The sequence below is a fragment of the Floridaenema fluviatile BLCC-F154 genome (genome assembly GCF_041929135.1).
Classification (GTDB): Bacteria; Cyanobacteriota; Cyanobacteriia; order Cyanobacteriales; family Aerosakkonemataceae; genus Floridanema; species Floridanema fluviatile.
In genome coordinates, this window is the sequence record NZ_JBHFNS010000087.1 from 1 (window position 1) to 18695 (window position 18695).

The following is an 18695-nucleotide window of genomic DNA, read 5'->3' on the forward strand; positions in this document are numbered from 1 at the left end:
CAGTAACAACATCAAGATTTTAACCTCTGACGCACCCTACGGAATCAAGTTTTATGATTAGTGCGTCAGACTATAAATCTCAGTAACAACATCAAGATTTTAACCTCTGACGCACCCTACGGAATCAAGTTTTATGATTAGCAGTTACCGGAGTTATATTCATGACAACATCAGGATTTCAAAAAGTTACTCTTCCGCCGATGGATGAGTATAATCAAAAACTAATTTCCTACTGTCACCCGCCAGATTGGGTGAATCCTAAACCCGCTGACTATTATGATTTAGTAGTTATTGGTGCGGGTACAGCGGGATTAGTTGTAGCAGCAGGTGCAGCAGGTTTAGATCTAGGTTTAAAAGTTGCTTTGGTTGAAAAATATTTGCTGGGTGGAGATTGTTTAAATGTCGGTTGTGTGCCTTCAAAATGTATGATTCGTTCTTCTCGCGTTGTCGGAGAAATGTGGGAAGCAAAGGCTTTTGGGATTAATCCACCAGAACAAATAGAAGTTGATTTTCCCGCAGTTATGGAACGGATGCGGCGTTTGCGATCGCATATTAGCCCCCATGATTCAGCCGAACGTTTTCAAAAGTTAGGAGTTGATGTTTTCTTGGGGGACGGTTGTTTTTTAGATAACAACATTGTGCAAGTTGGCGATCAAAAACTACGCTATAAAAAAGCTGTAATTGCTACTGGTGCTAGGGCGGTAAAACCTGCGATCGCTGGACTCTCAGAAGCCGGATTTTTAACCAACGAAACTGTGTTTTCTCTAACCGAACTTCCCCAGCGTTTAGCTGTAATTGGTGGCGGACCGATTGGTTGCGAATTAGCCCAAACTTTTCAACGTTTGGGTTCTCAAGTTATCTTGTTTCACAAAGGTTCTCAGATCTTAAATAAAGAAGATAGCGATGCAGCAGAAATTGTACAAAATGTTTTTGTTCGGGAAGGCATTCAGTTGGTTTTAAATAGCCAAATCGAAAGAGTCGAAAAAACACCAGAAGGAAAAGTAATTCACTTTCGCAGTAATGGATCGGTAAGTTCGATCGCAGTTGATGAAATATTAGTTGGTACAGGAAGAGCGCCAAATGTAGAAGGTTTAAATTTAACCGCAGTTGGCGTAGAATTCGACCAACGAAAAGGAGTAAAAGTTAATGATTTCCTGCAAACAACCAACCCGAAAATTTATGCAGCTGGCGATATTTGCATGAACTGGAAATTTACTCATGCCGCTGATGCCGCAGCCAGAATTGTAATTAAAAATACTCTGTTTTCTCCCTTTGGTTTAGGAAAATCTAAACTGAGTGATTTAGTCATGCCTTGGGTAACATATACCGATCCAGAAATTGCTCATGTGGGAATGTATCAACGGGAAGCTGAAGAAAAGGGATTGCAGGTAAATACGATTAAGATTCCTTTTAGTAGTGTAGACCGAGCGATCGCAGATGGTGAAGAAGCAGGTTTCTTGAAAATTCTGCACAAAAAAGGCGACGATGAAATTTTAGGAGCGACAATTGTCTCTCGTCATGCCGGAGAAACAATTAGCGAAATCACCACAGCAATGGTGAATAAAGTTGGTTTAAATGGCTTATCGAATGTAATTCATCCTTACCCAACTCAAGCCGAAGCGATTAAAAAAGCCGCAGATTCTTATCGCCGCACCCTACTAACACCAACATCAAAAAAACTCTTAGGATTGCTGACCAAATTTTCCTAAAGAGATGCCACTTTTTGCCCAATTATTATCAGGTAAATTACCCTCAGCATCTAATGGTAGCGATCGCGCCGGAACAATAATCTCTAAGTCTTGGCGCGATTCCATCTCTGACAAATAAGCAACGGAACACTCTACTTCTGCTATATCTAAAGTATTATGTATCCACATCAATCGAGCGTTTTGTGGTTCGACTAAACCGATCGTAGAAAGTGCTGCATCGAGACAATCGCGATCGGTAGAAAAATCAATTGGTAACATAGCAGCAGTTGGATGCCCAGCAGTTAAGCTATTAAGTCGCGTGCTTTTGCGATCCATCTGTTCGATCGCCCTCGTCCGGCAAAATTCGCTCATCCCGATTCCATTAGCATTACCATGAGTCGCTAAAGTCAAACCGCGGACAACGATCCTGCGGCATTTGGGCCATTCATCCTTCATTGCCTCATGGTCGTTAAATTTGCGTCCAATCACATTGGTATCCATCCCAACACCGCTGATATTCTTGCCAATTTCGTCAACAATCAAAACATCTGCCGTCATGAATGGCAACCGTGGCATCCACTGTTTAGCAAGAATCAACAATTCCCTTTCTCGATCTTCAAATTCCTGGGGTTCAATCGCACGAATCAAGGCAGTTTGGTCGTAAGCATTTTCCACCACCGCTAAACCGAAAACCACCCGACATCGAGACAGAACTTCCTGGGCAACACTGCGGACAATCTGCCCAAAACTGTAATTGACGATCGCCCGATGATAAATTTTCGCCCCGGCATGATTGCCCAGACCAATCAGCATCATTTTCATCAATCCGCTTTCAATATCACCCACAAAACCTGTATGTGGCTTAACTCGATTCACCACCACTACATGATCTGCCGCTAAAGCAAATTTATCAAAGTGCACCGGAAAACCCTCTTTAGCATGAGAGATCGTAGTAGTTTCCATGCTAGAACGGATCGGACAACCGCAGAATTCCTCAGTAATGCCGTAGCTTTCAATCACCTCCCGTTGCCCTTGCGCCGTTGCACCACCATGACTTCCCATCGCCGGAACGATAAACGGCTGAGCACCAAGGGATTTTAAGTGTTCGACTATCGCTTTAATAATCAAGTGGATGTTTGCAATGCCACGGCTACCAGCGGTAATTGCCACTTGTTGACCGGGGTGAATGCGATCGACCAAATGCAATCGAGATAACTCGGTCTGAGTTGTTGCCCAAACATCCTCAATGCAAGGAGCAGCAAAGGTTTGACGGACACGAAAGATCTGAGGATAAGACATGAACAAGGATTTGCCAACACTTCTTCAGCAAGCCTGACTTAGGTTACAGTATAAGCGACTCTCTCAAAGTCCAAATAGAGATTGACGTTGGCGTTATCTTGAACAATACCAATCAAATTGCCACCGTAATAAATCCCTGTATCAAGTGCCGCACTTCCTCGCCAATTATTCACACCTAAAGAATAGCCTCCGGCATCTGAGATGACAATTTTGTCGCCTTCAGAGCGATCGAAATCTGTAATTACCGCATAACCATATCCCGTGTAGTAAGGATCTAATCTGTAAGACGCATAAAGCCCAAACTTATCTGCGCCGCCTTCACCTGTAAGCAAATCGTATTGACCTTCCGAACTGACAAAAGAAACTTGATTATTCGAGACACCATCGAGGTAATCATTGCCAGATCCGCCATTCAAGGTATCAGTACCTAGTCCGCCAAAGAGTATATCATCATCTTCATTGCCGTACAGAAGATCGTTTCCATCTCCCCCAACAACTAAATCATTACCGCGATTACCGCGAAGTGTATCATTGCCATTTTGACCATTTAAGCGATCGTTTCCCCTGCCGCCCCGCAGTTCATCATCATCAGAGCCACCATAAAGGGTATCATCGTCATCTTTACCATGCAGGAAATCATTGCCTACACTGCCATACAGAGCGTCATTCCCATCGCCACCGTCGAGGGTATCATTAGCCCATTGCCCTCGCAGCACGTCATTTCCCTGTTCTCCGTAAAGAACGTCATTCCCAGTCCAACCTTCTAAAGTATCATTGCCGGGGCCACCGTAGAGAGTATCATCGCCAAAGCGACCTTCCAGCAAATCATTGCCATTACCGCCATGCAGTTCATCATCATTATTGCCACCGTTCACGGAATCATTGCCGTTGCCACCATGTAACTTGTCGTTACCTGCATTGCCGGAAATAAAATCGTTACCTCTATCGCCGTGAATCTCGTCGTTACCTGTGTCGCCGTAGAGACTATCGTCGTTATCTTCACCCCGAATCAAGTCATCACCTGGGCCACCGTCAACCACATCTTCAAAGCGACTGGCGAAAATGCGATCGTTCCCTGCACCTGCCGAAATTCGCACTTTATCAACTTCGGCTTGATTTATCGCCCGATCGAAGATCGAATTACCATTGATGAAAATATTAATCTCATCATTATCTACATTTCCTGGTACGGGATCGATCGATAACACATCGGCTCCATCCGTACCATTCATCGTTATAATGCGTCCATCATCCAAAGCCGCAGGCTCAGGAGTATAAGTCACCAGAGCATCAGCATATTCAGTCGCTATCTCATAGCCAACGCTGCGAAGCGCCTGCTGAGCCTGACTCTCATTACTAGCATCATTGACAAAAGCAGTGTACAAAATAGTCTGCCCGTTATCAAATTCCATACGTCCAGCCTCAGAACGTTGGTAGTGACGACCTTTCTCTGGCGTGTTCCAAGAAAGATTGCCTGATTTGTTTTGAAGGGTAAACAGTTCAGACCAACTTGGATAAATTGAATTGAAAAAGTCAGGCACGTCACCCTTGCTATTGATGCCACCATTGCCATCTGACCCTAAAGTTTCCCAGAAAAATGTGTGCGAATTTGCAGAGAGTAAACCGTTTTGATTGTAATGAATTTGTCGCAACAACTCGATCATATCCCTGGGAGTGGATAGATTGTTAAAGCCTGCACGATAATCTTCTACAACGCCGTCGTTACCGTGGTTGCTTGGTGCTCCTGAGCCGGGGGTGTATCGATCGAGTATGGTATCTTCCAGCCCCAAGTTCTCAAATTCTTGGTTGATCCGATCGAAACCTAATTCTCTAATTAAGAGATTCGTTGCCCAATTATTGCTATTAGCAATCATCGTTTGAGCCAAAAACTCTAATGTATAATCAGTGTTGGCTTGAAGATCGGGAATTGAATCGTTGGGAAATCCTTGATTACTGCCAAGCTGAGAGCCACTATTGATAGTCTCATTAAGTGAAAAACTTGGGTCTGAATCTACTCGACGTAATAGAGCATAAAGAATACCGATTTTGATAGTGCTGGCAGTACTAAAGACTGCATCTGGGTTGTTCATTACCATTTCACCAGTCGTTAAATTGAAGATGATGGCTCCTGAACTTCCGGTAGATTTGCTGAGGTGTTCAGCTACCCGTTGCGATAGGGGTGATGTTGAATAAACTGGAGCAACTAGATCGAGTCCAGTTTGATCTACCAAGAGATTAGTATTTTGTGGATCGTCTGGTTCTCGATCGACCTGATTCAACTGCAAAGTTAGATCTCGATCTTCTTCTTGAATATTGTTAGCTTCATTAAGTTGATTAAACTGGGAAAGTTCGTCACGATTACTCATAATTTGTGTCATATTTGATGCTCCTTGCAAAATCTCTAGGGAGTTATATTCACTCCCGATCGGCTTTTCAGATTCATGCACTCCCAATACTGCTCGGTTAAGAGTAGGGGCGAAGCATTCGGGCGACAATTTATGACTCAAACCCTAGATTTTCTGTCCGAATGCTTCGCCCCTACAAAGGCAAAAAATGCTTAACCGAGAAGTATTGCATGCACTCCATAATTTCACCTTAACCCTGGCATCCAAAGAAATCTTGCACATTCATGTCATCACTTCACATTCTTGCTATAAATTCAAAAATTTTTTTAGCGGGTAAAGGGTGAATTAATCTCAAATGTTTTTAAATTGAATACCATGAACGACCAACATAACCAAGATCTTGTAGATTTATACGAGCCGATCGCCACTCTTAAACCTGTTGATGAGAATATCTGGATTGTTGATGGTCCGATCGTGCGAATGGCAATGTATGGAACATCAATTCCTTTTCCTACTCGCATGACAATTGTACGCTTGAATAATGGTGATTTGTGGTGTCATTCGCCAATCGAATTGACGCAAAAATTGCCAAAGTGCTACACTAATTCTTGCCGACTTGATCGAAAATTTTGAAGCGAAAAAAGTTTCTCGATCGTTGGCTTGGTTAGTGAAACTTGCTGGCATCGTCGATCCTGATGGAAAAACCCCGATCGATCTACGAATGACATTTTGGGGACGAAAAGAATCAGCCCGTGAAAGTTTTCAGCAAATGCTTCAATGGGAACCAGAAAAAGTTATTCTTTGTCACGGTCGTTGGTATCAGGAAAATGGTACTGCGGAAATCCGCCGTGCTTTTCGCTGGCTAGGTAACTTTTCAGTGAGGAATTAAATTTAAAACCAATCAAAGCTCCAATGCCTCCTGGCAAATAGCGGAAATATTGAAGCGTTGCTTGATGGGTTGAAGTCGGGCAAATAGTGATTCCGGTACTGCAATGGTGACTGATTATTTCCAGGATTTCAGCAATTTTCTCCTGATTGTTCGCAAGCACCAATACTCACCCAACTGCTAGTTAATTTACCATCTAGCTCGCTATACCACTCTTTTTTCCAAATAGGGGCATTATGTTTGAGAGTATCGATCGCATATTGACAAGCAGCAAAAGCCTCCGATCGATGGGGACAACCTACAGCTACCAAAACACTAATTTCCCCAATTTTTAACTTTCCCATCCGATGATGAATCACTACTCGATTTACATCTGACCACTTTTTGCGAATCTCGATCGCAATTTCCGCAAACACTCTTAAAGCCATCGGTTGATATGCTTGATATTCTAACATCACCACCGCTTGACCATCAGTTTGATTGCGAACCATACCACTCATTACTACGATCGCACCATTAGCCGGATCGTCCGCTAAAGTGTAAACTTCCTCCAAAGATAAAGGTGCAAAAGTAATTGCCAAACTATCATTTGGATCTGATTGCATGGGAGAAACTAACGAACTAGCAACAGTAGAATTCATGACTAAGAGATATCAAACTTTAATTGAATAATTCAAACATTTTCAAAATTATAAGCAAAATTTTCTCTAGATCCCCGACTTCTTCAATAAGCCTGGGATCGGAAAATTCCAGTCTTAACTCTTACCTCCACCGATTAGATATAACAAAGCCATGCGAATTGCTACTCCGCTAGTTACCTGCTGCGAAATTAAACTAAACTCAGGATCGTCCATTAAATCAGAACTAATTTCTACTCCTCGATTTACAGGTCCGGGATGTAAAACTCTGACTCCTGATTTACATAACTTCAATCTTGTGCGAGTAATCCCATATTTTTGATGATATTCTCGCAAACTAGGTAACAAATGCTGGGTCATTCTTTCCCGTTGTAACCGCAAAGTCATGACAAAATCGGCATCTTTCAATGCAGGTTCTACATCCCAATGTAAAAATAATTTACGTTCAGTAATTGGTGAATCTTCCTGATTCTCCGGTATCCAATCAGCGAATAACTTTGGTAACAAAGTTGGTGGACCAGCTAAGTGAACTTCGGCTCCGGCTGCTGTTAAGCTCCAAATATTAGATCTGGCTACTCGTGAGTGAAGAATATCACCAACAATTGTAACTTTTTTATTTTGCAAAAGTTCAATTTTCGGTTGTTTTGGATCTAATACGGAACAAATTGTAAACAAATCTAGTAATGCTTGTGAGGGATGTTCGTGTTGACCATCGCCAGCATTGAGTACGCTGACTCGTGATTCTAATCGATCCATTTCATCTGCGATCGCTTGTGGTACCCCAGCTTCCCGATGACGAATTACCATAATATTAGTACCCATAGCTAGATAGGTTTTTGCTGTGTCTAAAATGGTTTCCCCTTTAGTTAATGAAGAGGTCGCTGGAGCAAAATTAAGCGTATCTGCGGAAAGTCTTTTGGCTGCTAATTCAAAACTGTTACGAGTCCGTGTAGATGGTTCAAAGAATAAATTAGCTACCACCTGTCCTTGCAGGGTTGGTACTTTCTTGACTCTTCGAGACAACACTTCTTGAAAACTAGCTGCTGTCTGCAAAACCATATTGTACTCTGCTGGTAGGAAATTAGCTAAGGAAATAATGTGGTGGCGTGTCCAAATAGTATTCATATAATGTAAGAACCTAGATTATTTTGCCTCTTTCTAACTCGTTTGATTAAGTTTTTTCTCCGTAATGCTCTGATTGCTTCCTTATCTGATTTACTCCGATCTTGACTTAACTACACCTAAAAAATCATACTGTGTATATACTTAAAGCAATCATAAAGTTTTTTATTAGTTTAATACAATGTTTAAATCTAGAATAATCACTGAGGTAAGTTCCAAGCAAAATAAGGTAAAACAAGTTACCAGTAAATTAGGGCAATCCAAATCTCTGTCATCCAAACATCTGCATTAACTTTTTGGATAAAACTAACTCTTTAACGGCTACCAACCTAAGCCGGGACAAGTTAACAAAAAATTTATTCCCTGTTCTCTGTTCCCTCTTGCCTTCCCTAACTAAATTGTTCCTCTTAGACCGATAGCCTGTTTAACTTTAATTTCTCACAATTTGCTTACCGAGTAAAGGAAAATCTTTCAGAAAACCATGTTTTATATAATACACCGCTTTTATGGAAAGAGTGAAAATGAAAACTGCACTACCTAGCAATCAATTAAAAAGGCTAGAAGTGCAACCTGAGTATGAGATGCTCAGTACAGATGCTCAAGTAGCATTTGATGACTTTGTTCGTCTAGCCGCACAAATTTGTCATACACCGATCGCAATTATTAACCTGATTGATAGTGACAGACAATGGTTTAACACCAAAACAGAAATACTAAGAGATGTAAGTTTATGCCAGATTTGTGTTCAAGAAGGCGACTTAGTGATTATTTCTGATACTTTAAATGATGAACGGACTAAAAACCACTCAGCGGTTACATCTTACCCTCATATTCGATTCTATGCAGGTATTCCTTTAATTTTAGCTGGAGGAGAAGCGATCGGAACTCTTTGCGTCATGGATCAAAAGTCCAGAGAAATTACTGCCGAACAACTGGAAGCATTAGAAGCTCTCGCTCGTCAATTAACTGATAATTTAGAATTACGATATACTGTTACCAAGCTGAAGCTTACTAACAGTGAAAATGAAAGTTCACTGATCAAACTCCGCAGTGATTATCAACAAGCAACATTAGAACGCGATCGCTTTTTTAGCCTCTCTTTAGACTTAATTTGTATTGCGGGATTTGATGGCTATTTTAAATGCTTAAATCCAGCATTTGAAAAAGCACTAGGTTACAGCCAAGCCGAAATATTAGCAACACCATTTATAAATTTTGTCCATCCAGACGATCGAACAGCAACTCTTGCAGTTATTGAAAACTTAAATGCTGGCTTACCTGTACTTGATTTTGAAAATCGTTACCGTTGTCGAGACGGTTCTTATAAATGGCTTTCTTGGAAAAGTATTTCCTTACTTGAAGAAGGTTTGATTTATGCCACTGCTCGTGATATGACAGAAACTAAACTTGGGGAAGTTGCACTCAAAGAAAGCGAAGAAAGATGGCAATTAGCATTACGGGGTAACAACGATGGGATTTGGGATTGGAACTTAGAAACTAATCAAGTATTCTTTTCTGCTAGATGGAAAGAAATGCTCGGTTATGCAGATAGCGAAATTTGTAATCATGTAGATGAATGGATAATTCGAGTTCATCCCGATGACTTTACGAAAGTCATGCAAGCGATTAATGAGCATTTAGATAAAAAAACACCTTTCTATATAAATGAACACAGATTACTCTGTAAAAATGGCACTTATAAATGGATTTTAGACCGAGGTCAAGCACTTTGGAATGAAGAAAATAAACCAATGAGAATGGTTGGTTCTCATACAGATATTACCGAACGAAAACAAGCAGAAGTTTTATTAAAAGAACGTCAAAATTCTTTAGCACAACAAGAAGAATTACTGCGAAAAGTTTTAAATGCCATTCCTGTAGGAGTTTTAATTACAAATAAACAAGGAAAAATTTTACAAGCAAACCCCGCTGCTTACAAAATTTGGGGCGTGAAGAAAGAAAATTTTGATTTAGCCAATTTAAGCTTGGGTTTAAACTGTTCTACCAACTCGAATTCTGAGCAATTTAAAGCTTGGTGGACAGATACAGGTAAACCGATCGAACCGGAAGAATGGGCTCCTTATTTAGCCATCATCAAAGGAGAAGTTACCCTGAATGAGTGCATTGATATTCAAAGATTCGATCGCACCAGAAAAACCATTTTAAATTCCGCTATTCCTTTAAGAAACGATCGGCAAGAAATTATTGGCTCAATTGTCGTTAACCAAGATATTACCGAACAACAAATAGTTAAACAAGCCCTTTGGGAAAATCAACGTTTATTTCAACAAATTGCCGATGCAACACCAGAAATACTCTACCTCTATGACTTAACTTCCGATCGCAATATCTATGTAAATAAACAGATAACAGAAATTTTAGGTTACAGTCCCCCAGTACTTCAACAAATAGAAGGTTTAGTTAAAAAACTAGTTCATCCAGAAGATTTGCCTAAACTACTAGACAGCTATAAACGTTTAGCTCAAGCCAAAGATGGAGAAGTAATTGAAAGCGAATATCGGATGCAATGCGCCAATGGTGAATGGTGTTGGTTAATTAGTCGAGATGTAGTTTTTAGTAGAACTGCTGAAGGTTCACCTCATCAAATATTAGGTACTGCTAGCGACATTACTAAACGCAAACAAGCAGAAGTAGAATTGCGAGAAATGAGTATGGCGCTGGCAAATGCAGTTGAAGGAATTTCTCGCTTAGATGCTGAAGGTTACTATCGTGCAGTGAATAAAGCTTACGCTAATGCTTGTGGATATGAACCAGAAGAAATGCTCGGAATGTTATGGTACAAAACCGTACATCCTGATGATGTAGATAAACTAACAAGTGCTTATCAAGAAATGCTTTCTCAAGGAAAAGTTGAAGTCGAAGCTAGAGGTATTCGTAAAGATAGATCGCATTTTTATAAGCAGGTGGTTATGGTGGCTGCTTACAACAAAGAAAAGCAGTTTATTGGGCATCATTGTTTTATGAAAGACATTACTGAAAGAAAAGAATCAGAACAAAAGATTCGAGAACAAGCTGCCCTTTTAGATATTGCCACTGATGCGATCTTTGTCAAAGATATTAATAGTAAAATTTTGTTTTGGAATCAGGGCGCTCAACGGCTGTATGGTTGGACAGCAGCGGAAGCGATCGGCAAAGATGCCAATGAATTTTTATATAAAAATCCGATCGATCACCAGCAAATTCGCCAAACTCTCTTAACTAAAGGAAAATGGCAAGGAGAACTTCGCAAAGTTACTAAAAATGGTCAAGAAATCATCGTCGAAAGTCGCTGGACATTAGTATACGATCAAGCAGGAAAACCTAAATCAATTTTAGTAGTAAATACCGACATCACCGAAAAAAAACAACTAGAAGCTCAATTCCTTCGCGCCCAACGCATGGAAAGTTTGGGAACTTTAGCTAGTGGAATCGCTCACGATTTAAATAATATTTTAGCCCCCATTTTAATGGCAGTGCAACTCCTCGAATTACAATTGAAAGATGAACGGAGTATGCGACTATTACCAATTTTAAAAAATAATGCTAAACGAGGTGCAGAATTAGTCAAACAAGTGTTATCTTTTGGACGGGGAATTCAAGGCGATCGCACGATCGTTCAAATCAGACATTTAGTAACAGAAATCCGTCATATCGCTAAAGAAACTTTTCCCAAATCAATTGAGTTATACGCCGACTTATCCTCAGAATTGTGGACGGTTTTAGGAGATGCCACACAACTGCATCAAGTATTAATGAACCTTTGTGTAAATGCTCGTGATGCTATGCCTAACGGTGGAACTTTGAGCATTTGTGGCGAAAATATTGTAGTCGATGAAAACTATGCTAAACTAAACATTGACGCTAAAGTTGGTAGATATATTGTCGTTACCATCGCAGACACAGGATCGGGCATTTCTGCGGAAATAGTCGATCGCATTTTTGAACCATTCTTTACAACAAAAGAACTTGGTAAAGGTACAGGACTTGGCTTATCTACAGTACTAGGAATAGTGAAAAGTCACGGCGGCTTTATCAATGTTTATAGCGAACTCGGAAAAGGTACAGAATTTAAGGTTTATTTACCAGCAATAGAAGCTCAAGAAAACCAAGAAATAGAAGAAGCTCAAATCCCCAAGGGTTCGGGAGAATTGATTCTCATAGTTGATGATGAAACTGCCATCCGAGATATTACAAAAACCTCATTAGAAAGTCATGGTTACAAAGTAATTTCTGCTTGTGATGGGCAACAAGCGATCGCTACCTACAAACAAAATCAAGATAAAATCAATTTAGTATTACTAGATATGATGATGCCCAACATGGATGGTTCTACCACCATAAATGAATTCCAAAAAATCAATCCTAATTTAAGCATCATTGCCATGAGTGGACTAACAGCTAATGCCGTAAACGCCGAAGCTGCAAGTCAGCAAGTAAAAGGCTTCCTCTCTAAACCTTTTACAGCTGAAGAATTATTAGTCACTATGCAAAAAGTACTGCACAAAAAAGCCAAAAATGGCCCTGAAAAATAGAATTAAAACTCTGCAATCTATCTCATTAGCACTTGGGGGAGAAAACCTCTCATTTCACATCCTCCCTCCCAACCCAGGGAGAAATAATTTTAAAATCCCCCGATTCCATTGCCGAATTCATCCTCAATTTGATTATGTAATTGTTGCTATGCTTCCGTCATAGCAATAATTTGAACGGTTGTTAATTTTAATTGCGGAAATATGGGAGAAATAATGCTGGTTTCTCCTTGAAAACGCTCTGCCTGGTATTCACCATCAATGAGACGATTAACCGTTACAGTCGGCTGTTTGGGAGAGCCAATATACTGAACTCCTCCCAACCCGGCATAATCAACAATCCAATACTCCAAAACTCCTAATTTCTCGTACTCATTCAACTTGATCCGGTAATCATCCCGCCAATTGGTACTCACGACTTCAATCACTAAAGGCGGTGGAATGTATGCCGCAGCAGAGGCAGAACTTTGGCGCATTCTTTCCCATTCTTCTTTGGCAAATACCACAATATCGGCTTTGCGACTTGATTCATTTTCCAAAGCAGCTGTGTTCAATCTAACTTGTTTACTCTGTCGGGGAATGTAGGGGAGATTTAAGGATTGGCAATGGTTAATCAGGAGACGACATAGCCCATCAACGACATCTTCATGTTTTGCAGTGGGTTCGCTCAGAGGCATGGCAACTCCGTTAATTAGCTCGAACGATCGACCCGATCCGTCATCCCAGTTTAGAAATTCCTCAAAGGTAAGGATATTTTTAATGATGCCAACCATTGCGATCGACCCTAGTGACTAACTTCATTTTAAACAGCTTCAATGAGGCTTCAAACCGAAAACATTCAAAGCCAGCGAGATTAAAGACAGGAAAATTATAAATCCCACAGCATCCAAAGTAGTAGTTAATAAAGGTCCACTCATCATCGCCGGATCGAGTTTTAATCGCTTAATTCCCATTGGTAACAAAGTACCCAAAATTACAGCGACAAACACATTAATTCCCATTACTAACCCAGCGATTATACCCACCCATCTTGAACCCGGAGTAGTCCAAATAAAGGAAAGTAAAAACAAAGTTAAACCCAAAACCGAAGCAGTTCCTAAAGCCGCTAAAACTTCCTTACGTAAAATTCTCAACGTATCTAAAGGCGTAACTTCTCCCACACTTAATCCACGAATTGTCACGGTTACAGCTTGAATCGCCACAGTTCCCCCAGTATTAGAAAAAATCGGCATAATTACCGCTAAAACTGGTACTTGAGAAATCACAGTTTGAAAAGGCGCGATCGCACTTGCCGCCCCAATATACAACGCCATCACCCCCAACAACCAAGGTAAACGATTCTGAATCGTCACCCAAGGCGAAGACAAAGCTTCCTCATCACCACTACTTAACCCAGCTAATCGCTGAATATCCTCAGTAGCTTCTTCCTCTAAAATGTCAATAACATCATCGATCGTGATAATACCCACCAAACGGTCTTCCCGATCGACCACAGGCAACGCAATCAAATCATACCTCTGCATCAATCGCGCCACCTCTTCTTGAGGCATTTCCGTATAAGCTTTAATCACCCGATAACTAGCAACATCCCGAATTAAAGCATCAGGAATCGAAAACAACAACTGCCGCAACGACACCACCTGCACCAACTTGCGGTTATCGTCAGTCACATAAGCATAATAAATCGTTTCCTTATCCTGGTCACTTAACCTAATTTTGCTTAAAGCCTCCCCAACCGTCAAACCTTCCCGCAACCGGACATACTCAGTCGTCATCACCCGACCTGCGGTAGCCTCTGGATAACCCAAAATCGTCGCAGTTGCTTGTCGTTCTGAAGGACTGAGTTGTTGTACCAATCGTTTTACCACTCCCGCTGGCAGTTCATCAAATAATTCTGCCCGGTCATCAGGTCGCATCGCCTCCATAATTTGACATACTTGAGTATCATGCAGCGAACCAATTAACTCCTCCTGCACTTCCTGGGGTAAATACTCAAACACATCAATTGCCTGAGCTTTGTTTAATAGGCGAAAAGCGATCGCCCTCCGTTTCCCCGGCAACTCAGCAATATAATCACCAACATCCACAGCTGGCAAAGAATTAAGTTCCCACTTCAGCTGATTTAAGTCAGCAATATCCTCTAGCGCCACACGCCCTTGTTGTTGAGTGAGCATTCAACCTCCTAGTCTCCCCCGCGCCGGGAGACAAACGTCACCAGCTTAGGGGAGGATAATACTTCCAGATGATGGACTTTTGTCCATGAATTTAAACAACTGAATTCAACACTGGTACAAATAGCACGAATATGGCAGAATACCAGCTTCTCTATGCTATCCCTTCTCCGGTTATTTCACAATCGGGAGGTAGGGGGACACAGGGGCAGAGGGGCAGAGGGGCCGAGGGGCAGAGGGGCAGGTCCCCATCTCAGAAGGTTGTTCTGAGCGATACTTTATTGCTAGAATTCAGCCACCGTATTTATTTAATACAGAGATTTTGCAATGGACGTAAAAATCGTTCTTTTAGCCCTAACCTTCCTGTTTATCCTGTCGAGTTTGTTCTTCGGCACAAAAAACGGATTCTACGATACAGACAACTATCACGGTAACGGAACAGCCCACTAGCTCAACTCTTTCTCTTTTCTCCTGAAGTTTGCTACAAAACATTGACCAGGGACACGGGACATCAGGATAGGGGAATGTGGCGATCGATTTGTAACAGCAAATAAACTCCTAAATGCTTTATTTATAAACAATCCCAGTCCCCAGCCCCCAGTCCCCAATCCCCAATCCCCAATCCCCAAAATCAGGGTTTTCCACCACAACTATGGAGAGAACCCTAATTTTCCATCTCAAAGTTAGTGAAAAAGTATCGGAAGACATCGTGATTGAGCTAGAATGCTTGCCCTATAGTGTCAATCACGCAGGTGAAGGAATTTGTCTACTCCTGCGGATGGGTCCATACCGCATTCTTTTAGATTGCGGCATGGCTGACATTTCAGCATTGCTAGCGCCAAACCCCAAAATCCCACCAGCTGATTTAGTCTTATGTAGCCACGCCCATCCCGATCATGCTAAGGGTTTATTGGCTTTACATAAAACCTTTCCCCAATTACCAATTTATGCCAGTGAAGTCACAACTCAATTATTGCCGCTGAACTGGCCTGAGTTAAACCCGAAGCAAATACCTACATTTTGTCAAGCTTTACCTTGGCGATCGCCAGTAGAATTTCACGACGGACTTTGTGCCGAACTCTTCCCCTCTGGACACCTACCAGGCGCAGCTGCCATCCGTCTCACCTACACCACCCCCCGGCGCAGCTACACCCTCCTCTACACAGGCGACTTTTTCCTCTCCAACTCCCGCCTAGTCGAAGGTTTACCCCTCGACGCTTTACGGGGAATCGAACCCGATGTTTTGATTATTGAAGGTACATACGGCACCGCCCGTCATCCCCACCGTCGCCAGCAAGAAAACCAACTCGCCGAACGCATCAGTCGCGCCGTCAGTGCCGGAAAATCAATTCTGATGCCAGTACCAGCATTAGGATTAGGTCAAGAAATCCTCATGTTGTTACGCAGTCATCACCTATTTACAGGTCGGGACTTGGATATTTGGGTAGATGGCACAGTCGCCTCTGGATGCGATGCTTACCTAGATCTGTTACCGCATCTTCCGGCATCAGTACAAAATTTTTCCCGTCACCAACCTTTATTTTGGGACGAACGAGTACGTCCCCGTGTCCGTCGCCTAGAACGGGAACACATTCCCCTACTAGGAAACACTAGCTGCATTGTACTCACCGATGAAACCACTGATTTGAGTCAATATCTTCATCCCAATGCCGAAGCTTGGGTAGTTTTACTACCCCAAAGACCGGGACGCTCAAGTATAGAAGATTATCAGCTTCAGGCCAAAAAAGCTGGAGTTCTCAGTGTGGAAAGTTACCTTTTAGCTCAACATTGTGATGGCCCAGGCACAACTCAGCTGATTCATAATTTACGCCCCCAGCACGTTGTCTTTGTTCACGGTTCTCCGACTTATTTGGCAGATTTAACTAGTTTGGAGGAATTACAAAACCGCTACCACTTACATTCTCCCAATCCTGGCACACTTGTAGAATTGCCGATCGGAGACACATTTTTACAACCCGCTGCCCCCGAAACCAACTACGAAGGGGAACTCACGGAATTAGGCACTATAGTCACAATTAATTTACCAGAGACAATTACTGCCGACCCCCGCTGGCAAAATTTTGCTGATACTGGTTTAGTGGAAGCGCGTTGGCAAGGCGAGGAACTGGTATTGCGGGGATTAACCCAACGAGAATTATTGACTCAAAGAAGCGATCGTCTCCCACCTAACCTAGCTTGCTGCGGTAACTGCCGTTATATGCGCGGACAACGTTGCCGAAATCCGGCATCACCTTTATTTGAATTTAAAGTGACACCGGACGGCTACTGTCCTGTGTTTGAACCTTCTTTGAAGGTCGAACGGGAAAACGACGATAATTAACTTACTCTGGATTAGAGTCAGGGAAATGATTCCGAATTTGCTCTGCCTCTGGACAATCATCCGAAACTAAAGGTTCGATATTGCCTCTCGGTACAGAAGCTAATTTCTGACTTACGGCACCAATACTTTCTAGGCGCACCATCTCTTCCCAAGAAGAGACTTCATCATCTTCATCTGTCTCATAGCGCAACGTTACTAAATCCCCCTCAATATCGATAATTCTGGCGCGTTCAATCCAACGTTGCTGGTCCCGCAAGAACACACAGACTTCACGACCATCGCAACAGAGTTGATATATCTTGCGGTGTAGCATATATTGCTTCTCCTGAACAGGGAACTCTTCAAGTGCTTGGTTTATTAATCTATCTTTGGCGACTGACTTCGGGAAATTTACTTTACGTTTAGCCAGCCATTTCATCTTCAAGCTACATCTTTAAAGATGTAACCCTCGAACTCTCGGCACCTCAACATAAATTATTGCTGCCCTTCCAGGCAACATCTTGATGTTTGTCTGATGCTTTAGTTAGAGAAAGTTTATCTCGAATTGGGCAACAGATAGCAGGTGGAAAAAAAATTTTTAGTCTTTCAGTAACGGTGGTAGTAATCATTTAAGGTTAGAAGCGTTCAACAAGACTCGATCGTGTGAGAGCAAACGCCATTATATAGATACCATTTATTCTATCAATACTTCGGTTTTATTACGCTAGGGAAAACTACTATTTTTGTACTAATCACCCCAGCTAACTGTACCATTAAGAAATTATTTTTCTAGGGTATGTGTCTCAAAGTCAATAATTGTAAATGTTTTCAGCCTTTGCCCCTAATAGTTGTTGCTTTTTACCCATTGGTAAAAATTATTTTTTCCTTCAGGCTAAACTGAGCAAATCTACACCAACCACAGGCAAAAGCCCACATTTACTTACTTTTTGCCTCTTTTCTTTTTAGCGGTCAAGTTTATGTACCTCTACCAAGTCCTAAAGCAATCTCAAGCTTAAATTTTCTCGCTTCTAGATTCTTAGCTCTGACTGCTAGAGTTTTCATTATCTAAGCAATATCTTTTTTTTCCAGACAAATTTGGGATATGGCCTGACTGGGCTTATCCTCACACAAATATCACCTTATTTACTTGATGATATTGCTGATTTCACTCAGCTAAAACCTCAAATAAAAGCGAAATTTTTTCATATTTACAAACTAGCTAATTTATCTAACGGCAATTTGCCAGAACGGAATTTTGCCGTTAGTCCTTTCTATAAGTAACTCTCAGTTAGAGATTACATGATGTATCTATGAATACACTATTTCCCTCCAACTAGAAAGATTTGTTAGATGCGTATCTTCTAGACAGGGTTCCACACACTCGGCTAGAGTTCGTGCGACTGCCCCGCGTGCCTCTCGCTCAATTTGACCAGAACTAACTGCATTGTACAAGGAAGAGAGGGCATCTAAGTCAGCGGATTGATAGCCTTTATGAGCCAGAACTTGACCAATAAGACCTTCTGAAGCAACACTTAAACACCCTGTTTGAAAAGCTGACTTAACTAGTGAACGAATCATAACGACTTCCTGAGCATACTTGATTGCGTTAACCGTCAATACTAGTCTTAAACATCTGCTTTTAGAAGTAAATGACAGAGCGCAGTAGCAACTGGTGATAAATCCCCTTTTAAAAGTGT

At 41.7% G+C, this 18695-nt stretch carries 11 protein-coding genes and 1 pseudogene; 4 read left to right on the forward strand and 8 right to left on the reverse strand.

What is annotated here, in order from left to right; translation table 11 throughout:
* Positions 1–161: 161 nt before the first annotated feature.
* On the forward strand, positions 162–1709 hold the full coding sequence (locus ACE1B6_RS23620) for a mercuric reductase (protein ID WP_413259728.1): 1548 nt from the start codon (positions 162–164) through the stop codon (positions 1707–1709).
* Here ACE1B6_RS23620 and ACE1B6_RS23625 read toward each other — a convergent pair.
* Positions 1683–2987 (reverse strand): nickel pincer cofactor-dependent isomerase, group 22, encoded by a 1305-nt coding sequence (locus tag ACE1B6_RS23625; RefSeq protein WP_413259729.1) that lies wholly within the window; start codon positions 2985–2987, stop codon positions 1683–1685. The genes ACE1B6_RS23620 and ACE1B6_RS23625 overlap by 27 nt on opposite strands.
* Positions 2988–3025: 38 nt before the next feature.
* A complete protein-coding gene (locus tag ACE1B6_RS23630; RefSeq protein WP_413259730.1) occupies positions 3026–5494 on the reverse strand; it encodes a serine hydrolase in 2469 nt (822 codons plus the stop codon).
* Positions 5495–5707: 213 nt separating this feature from the next.
* On the opposite strand from ACE1B6_RS23630, the pseudogene ACE1B6_RS30180 reads away from it, so the two are divergent.
* Positions 5708–6221, forward strand: a pseudogene (locus ACE1B6_RS30180) (hypothetical protein).
* Positions 6222–6349: 128 nt separating this feature from the next.
* On the opposite strand, the gene ACE1B6_RS23645 reads toward ACE1B6_RS30180, so the two are convergent.
* On the reverse strand, positions 6350–6859 hold the full coding sequence (locus ACE1B6_RS23645; RefSeq protein WP_413259733.1) for a molybdenum cofactor biosynthesis protein MoaE: 510 nt from the start codon (positions 6857–6859) through the stop codon (positions 6350–6352).
* Positions 6860–6973: 114 nt separating this feature from the next.
* On the reverse strand, positions 6974–7981 hold the full coding sequence (locus ACE1B6_RS23650) for an aspartate carbamoyltransferase catalytic subunit (protein WP_413259734.1): 1008 nt from the start codon (positions 7979–7981) through the stop codon (positions 6974–6976).
* A 518-nt stretch (positions 7982–8499) separates the two neighbouring features.
* Between ACE1B6_RS23650 and ACE1B6_RS23655 the strand changes: the two genes are divergently transcribed.
* A complete protein-coding gene (locus ACE1B6_RS23655; protein WP_413259735.1) occupies positions 8500–12510 on the forward strand; it encodes a hybrid sensor histidine kinase/response regulator in 4011 nt (1336 codons plus the stop codon).
* 146 nt (positions 12511–12656) lie between these two features.
* Here ACE1B6_RS23655 and ACE1B6_RS23660 read toward each other — a convergent pair whose 3' ends face one another.
* Together ACE1B6_RS23660 and mgtE are read right to left on the reverse strand one after the other, a co-directional pair.
* The gene (locus ACE1B6_RS23660; RefSeq protein ID WP_413259736.1) at positions 12657–13280 is read right to left on the reverse strand and encodes a Uma2 family endonuclease; all 624 of its coding nucleotides are present in this window, start codon (positions 13278–13280) and stop codon (positions 12657–12659) included.
* Between the two features lie 39 nt (positions 13281–13319).
* On the reverse strand, positions 13320–14681 hold the full coding sequence (mgtE, locus tag ACE1B6_RS23665; RefSeq protein WP_413259737.1) for a magnesium transporter: 1362 nt from the start codon (positions 14679–14681) through the stop codon (positions 13320–13322).
* 649 nt (positions 14682–15330) lie between these two features.
* On the opposite strand from mgtE, the gene ACE1B6_RS23670 reads away from it, so the two are divergent.
* Positions 15331–17019 carry an MBL fold metallo-hydrolase gene (locus ACE1B6_RS23670; RefSeq protein WP_413259738.1) on the forward strand — a complete coding sequence of 563 codons (1689 nt, stop codon included), beginning with the start codon at positions 15331–15333 and terminating at the stop codon, positions 17017–17019.
* Between the two features lies 1 nt (position 17020).
* Here the strand turns inward: ACE1B6_RS23670 and ACE1B6_RS23675 are convergent, their stop codons facing one another.
* Both ACE1B6_RS23675 and ACE1B6_RS23680 read right to left on the reverse strand, forming a co-directional pair.
* On the reverse strand, positions 17021–17332 hold the full coding sequence (locus tag ACE1B6_RS23675; RefSeq protein WP_413259912.1) for a DUF6679 family protein: 312 nt from the start codon (positions 17330–17332) through the stop codon (positions 17021–17023).
* A gap of 974 nt (positions 17333–18306) precedes the next feature.
* Positions 18307–18576, reverse strand: a complete 270-nt coding sequence (locus ACE1B6_RS23680; RefSeq protein WP_413259739.1) for a hypothetical protein — start codon at positions 18574–18576, stop codon at positions 18307–18309.
* Between the last annotated feature and the right edge of the window lie 119 nt (positions 18577–18695).

Coding starts and splice junctions, on each gene's coding strand:
- ACE1B6_RS23620 (WP_413259728.1), top strand. CDS start 162: ATGACAACATCAGGATTTCAAAAAGTTACTCTTCCGCCGATGGATGAG.
- ACE1B6_RS23625 (WP_413259729.1), bottom strand. CDS start 2,987: ATGTCTTATCCTCAGATCTTTCGTGTCCGTCAAACCTTTGCTGCTCCT.
- ACE1B6_RS23645 (WP_413259733.1), bottom strand. CDS start 6,859: ATGAATTCTACTGTTGCTAGTTCGTTAGTTTCTCCCATGCAATCAGAT.
- ACE1B6_RS23650 (WP_413259734.1), bottom strand. CDS start 7,981: ATGAATACTATTTGGACACGCCACCACATTATTTCCTTAGCTAATTTC.
- ACE1B6_RS23655 (WP_413259735.1), top strand. CDS start 8,500: ATGAAAACTGCACTACCTAGCAATCAATTAAAAAGGCTAGAAGTGCAA.
- ACE1B6_RS23660 (WP_413259736.1), bottom strand. CDS start 13,280: ATGGTTGGCATCATTAAAAATATCCTTACCTTTGAGGAATTTCTAAAC.
- mgtE (WP_413259737.1), bottom strand. CDS start 14,681: ATGCTCACTCAACAACAAGGGCGTGTGGCGCTAGAGGATATTGCTGAC.
- ACE1B6_RS23670 (WP_413259738.1), top strand. CDS start 15,331: ATGGAGAGAACCCTAATTTTCCATCTCAAAGTTAGTGAAAAAGTATCG.
- ACE1B6_RS23675 (WP_413259912.1), bottom strand. CDS start 17,332: ATGCTACACCGCAAGATATATCAACTCTGTTGCGATGGTCGTGAAGTC.
- ACE1B6_RS23680 (WP_413259739.1), bottom strand. CDS start 18,576: ATGATTCGTTCACTAGTTAAGTCAGCTTTTCAAACAGGGTGTTTAAGT.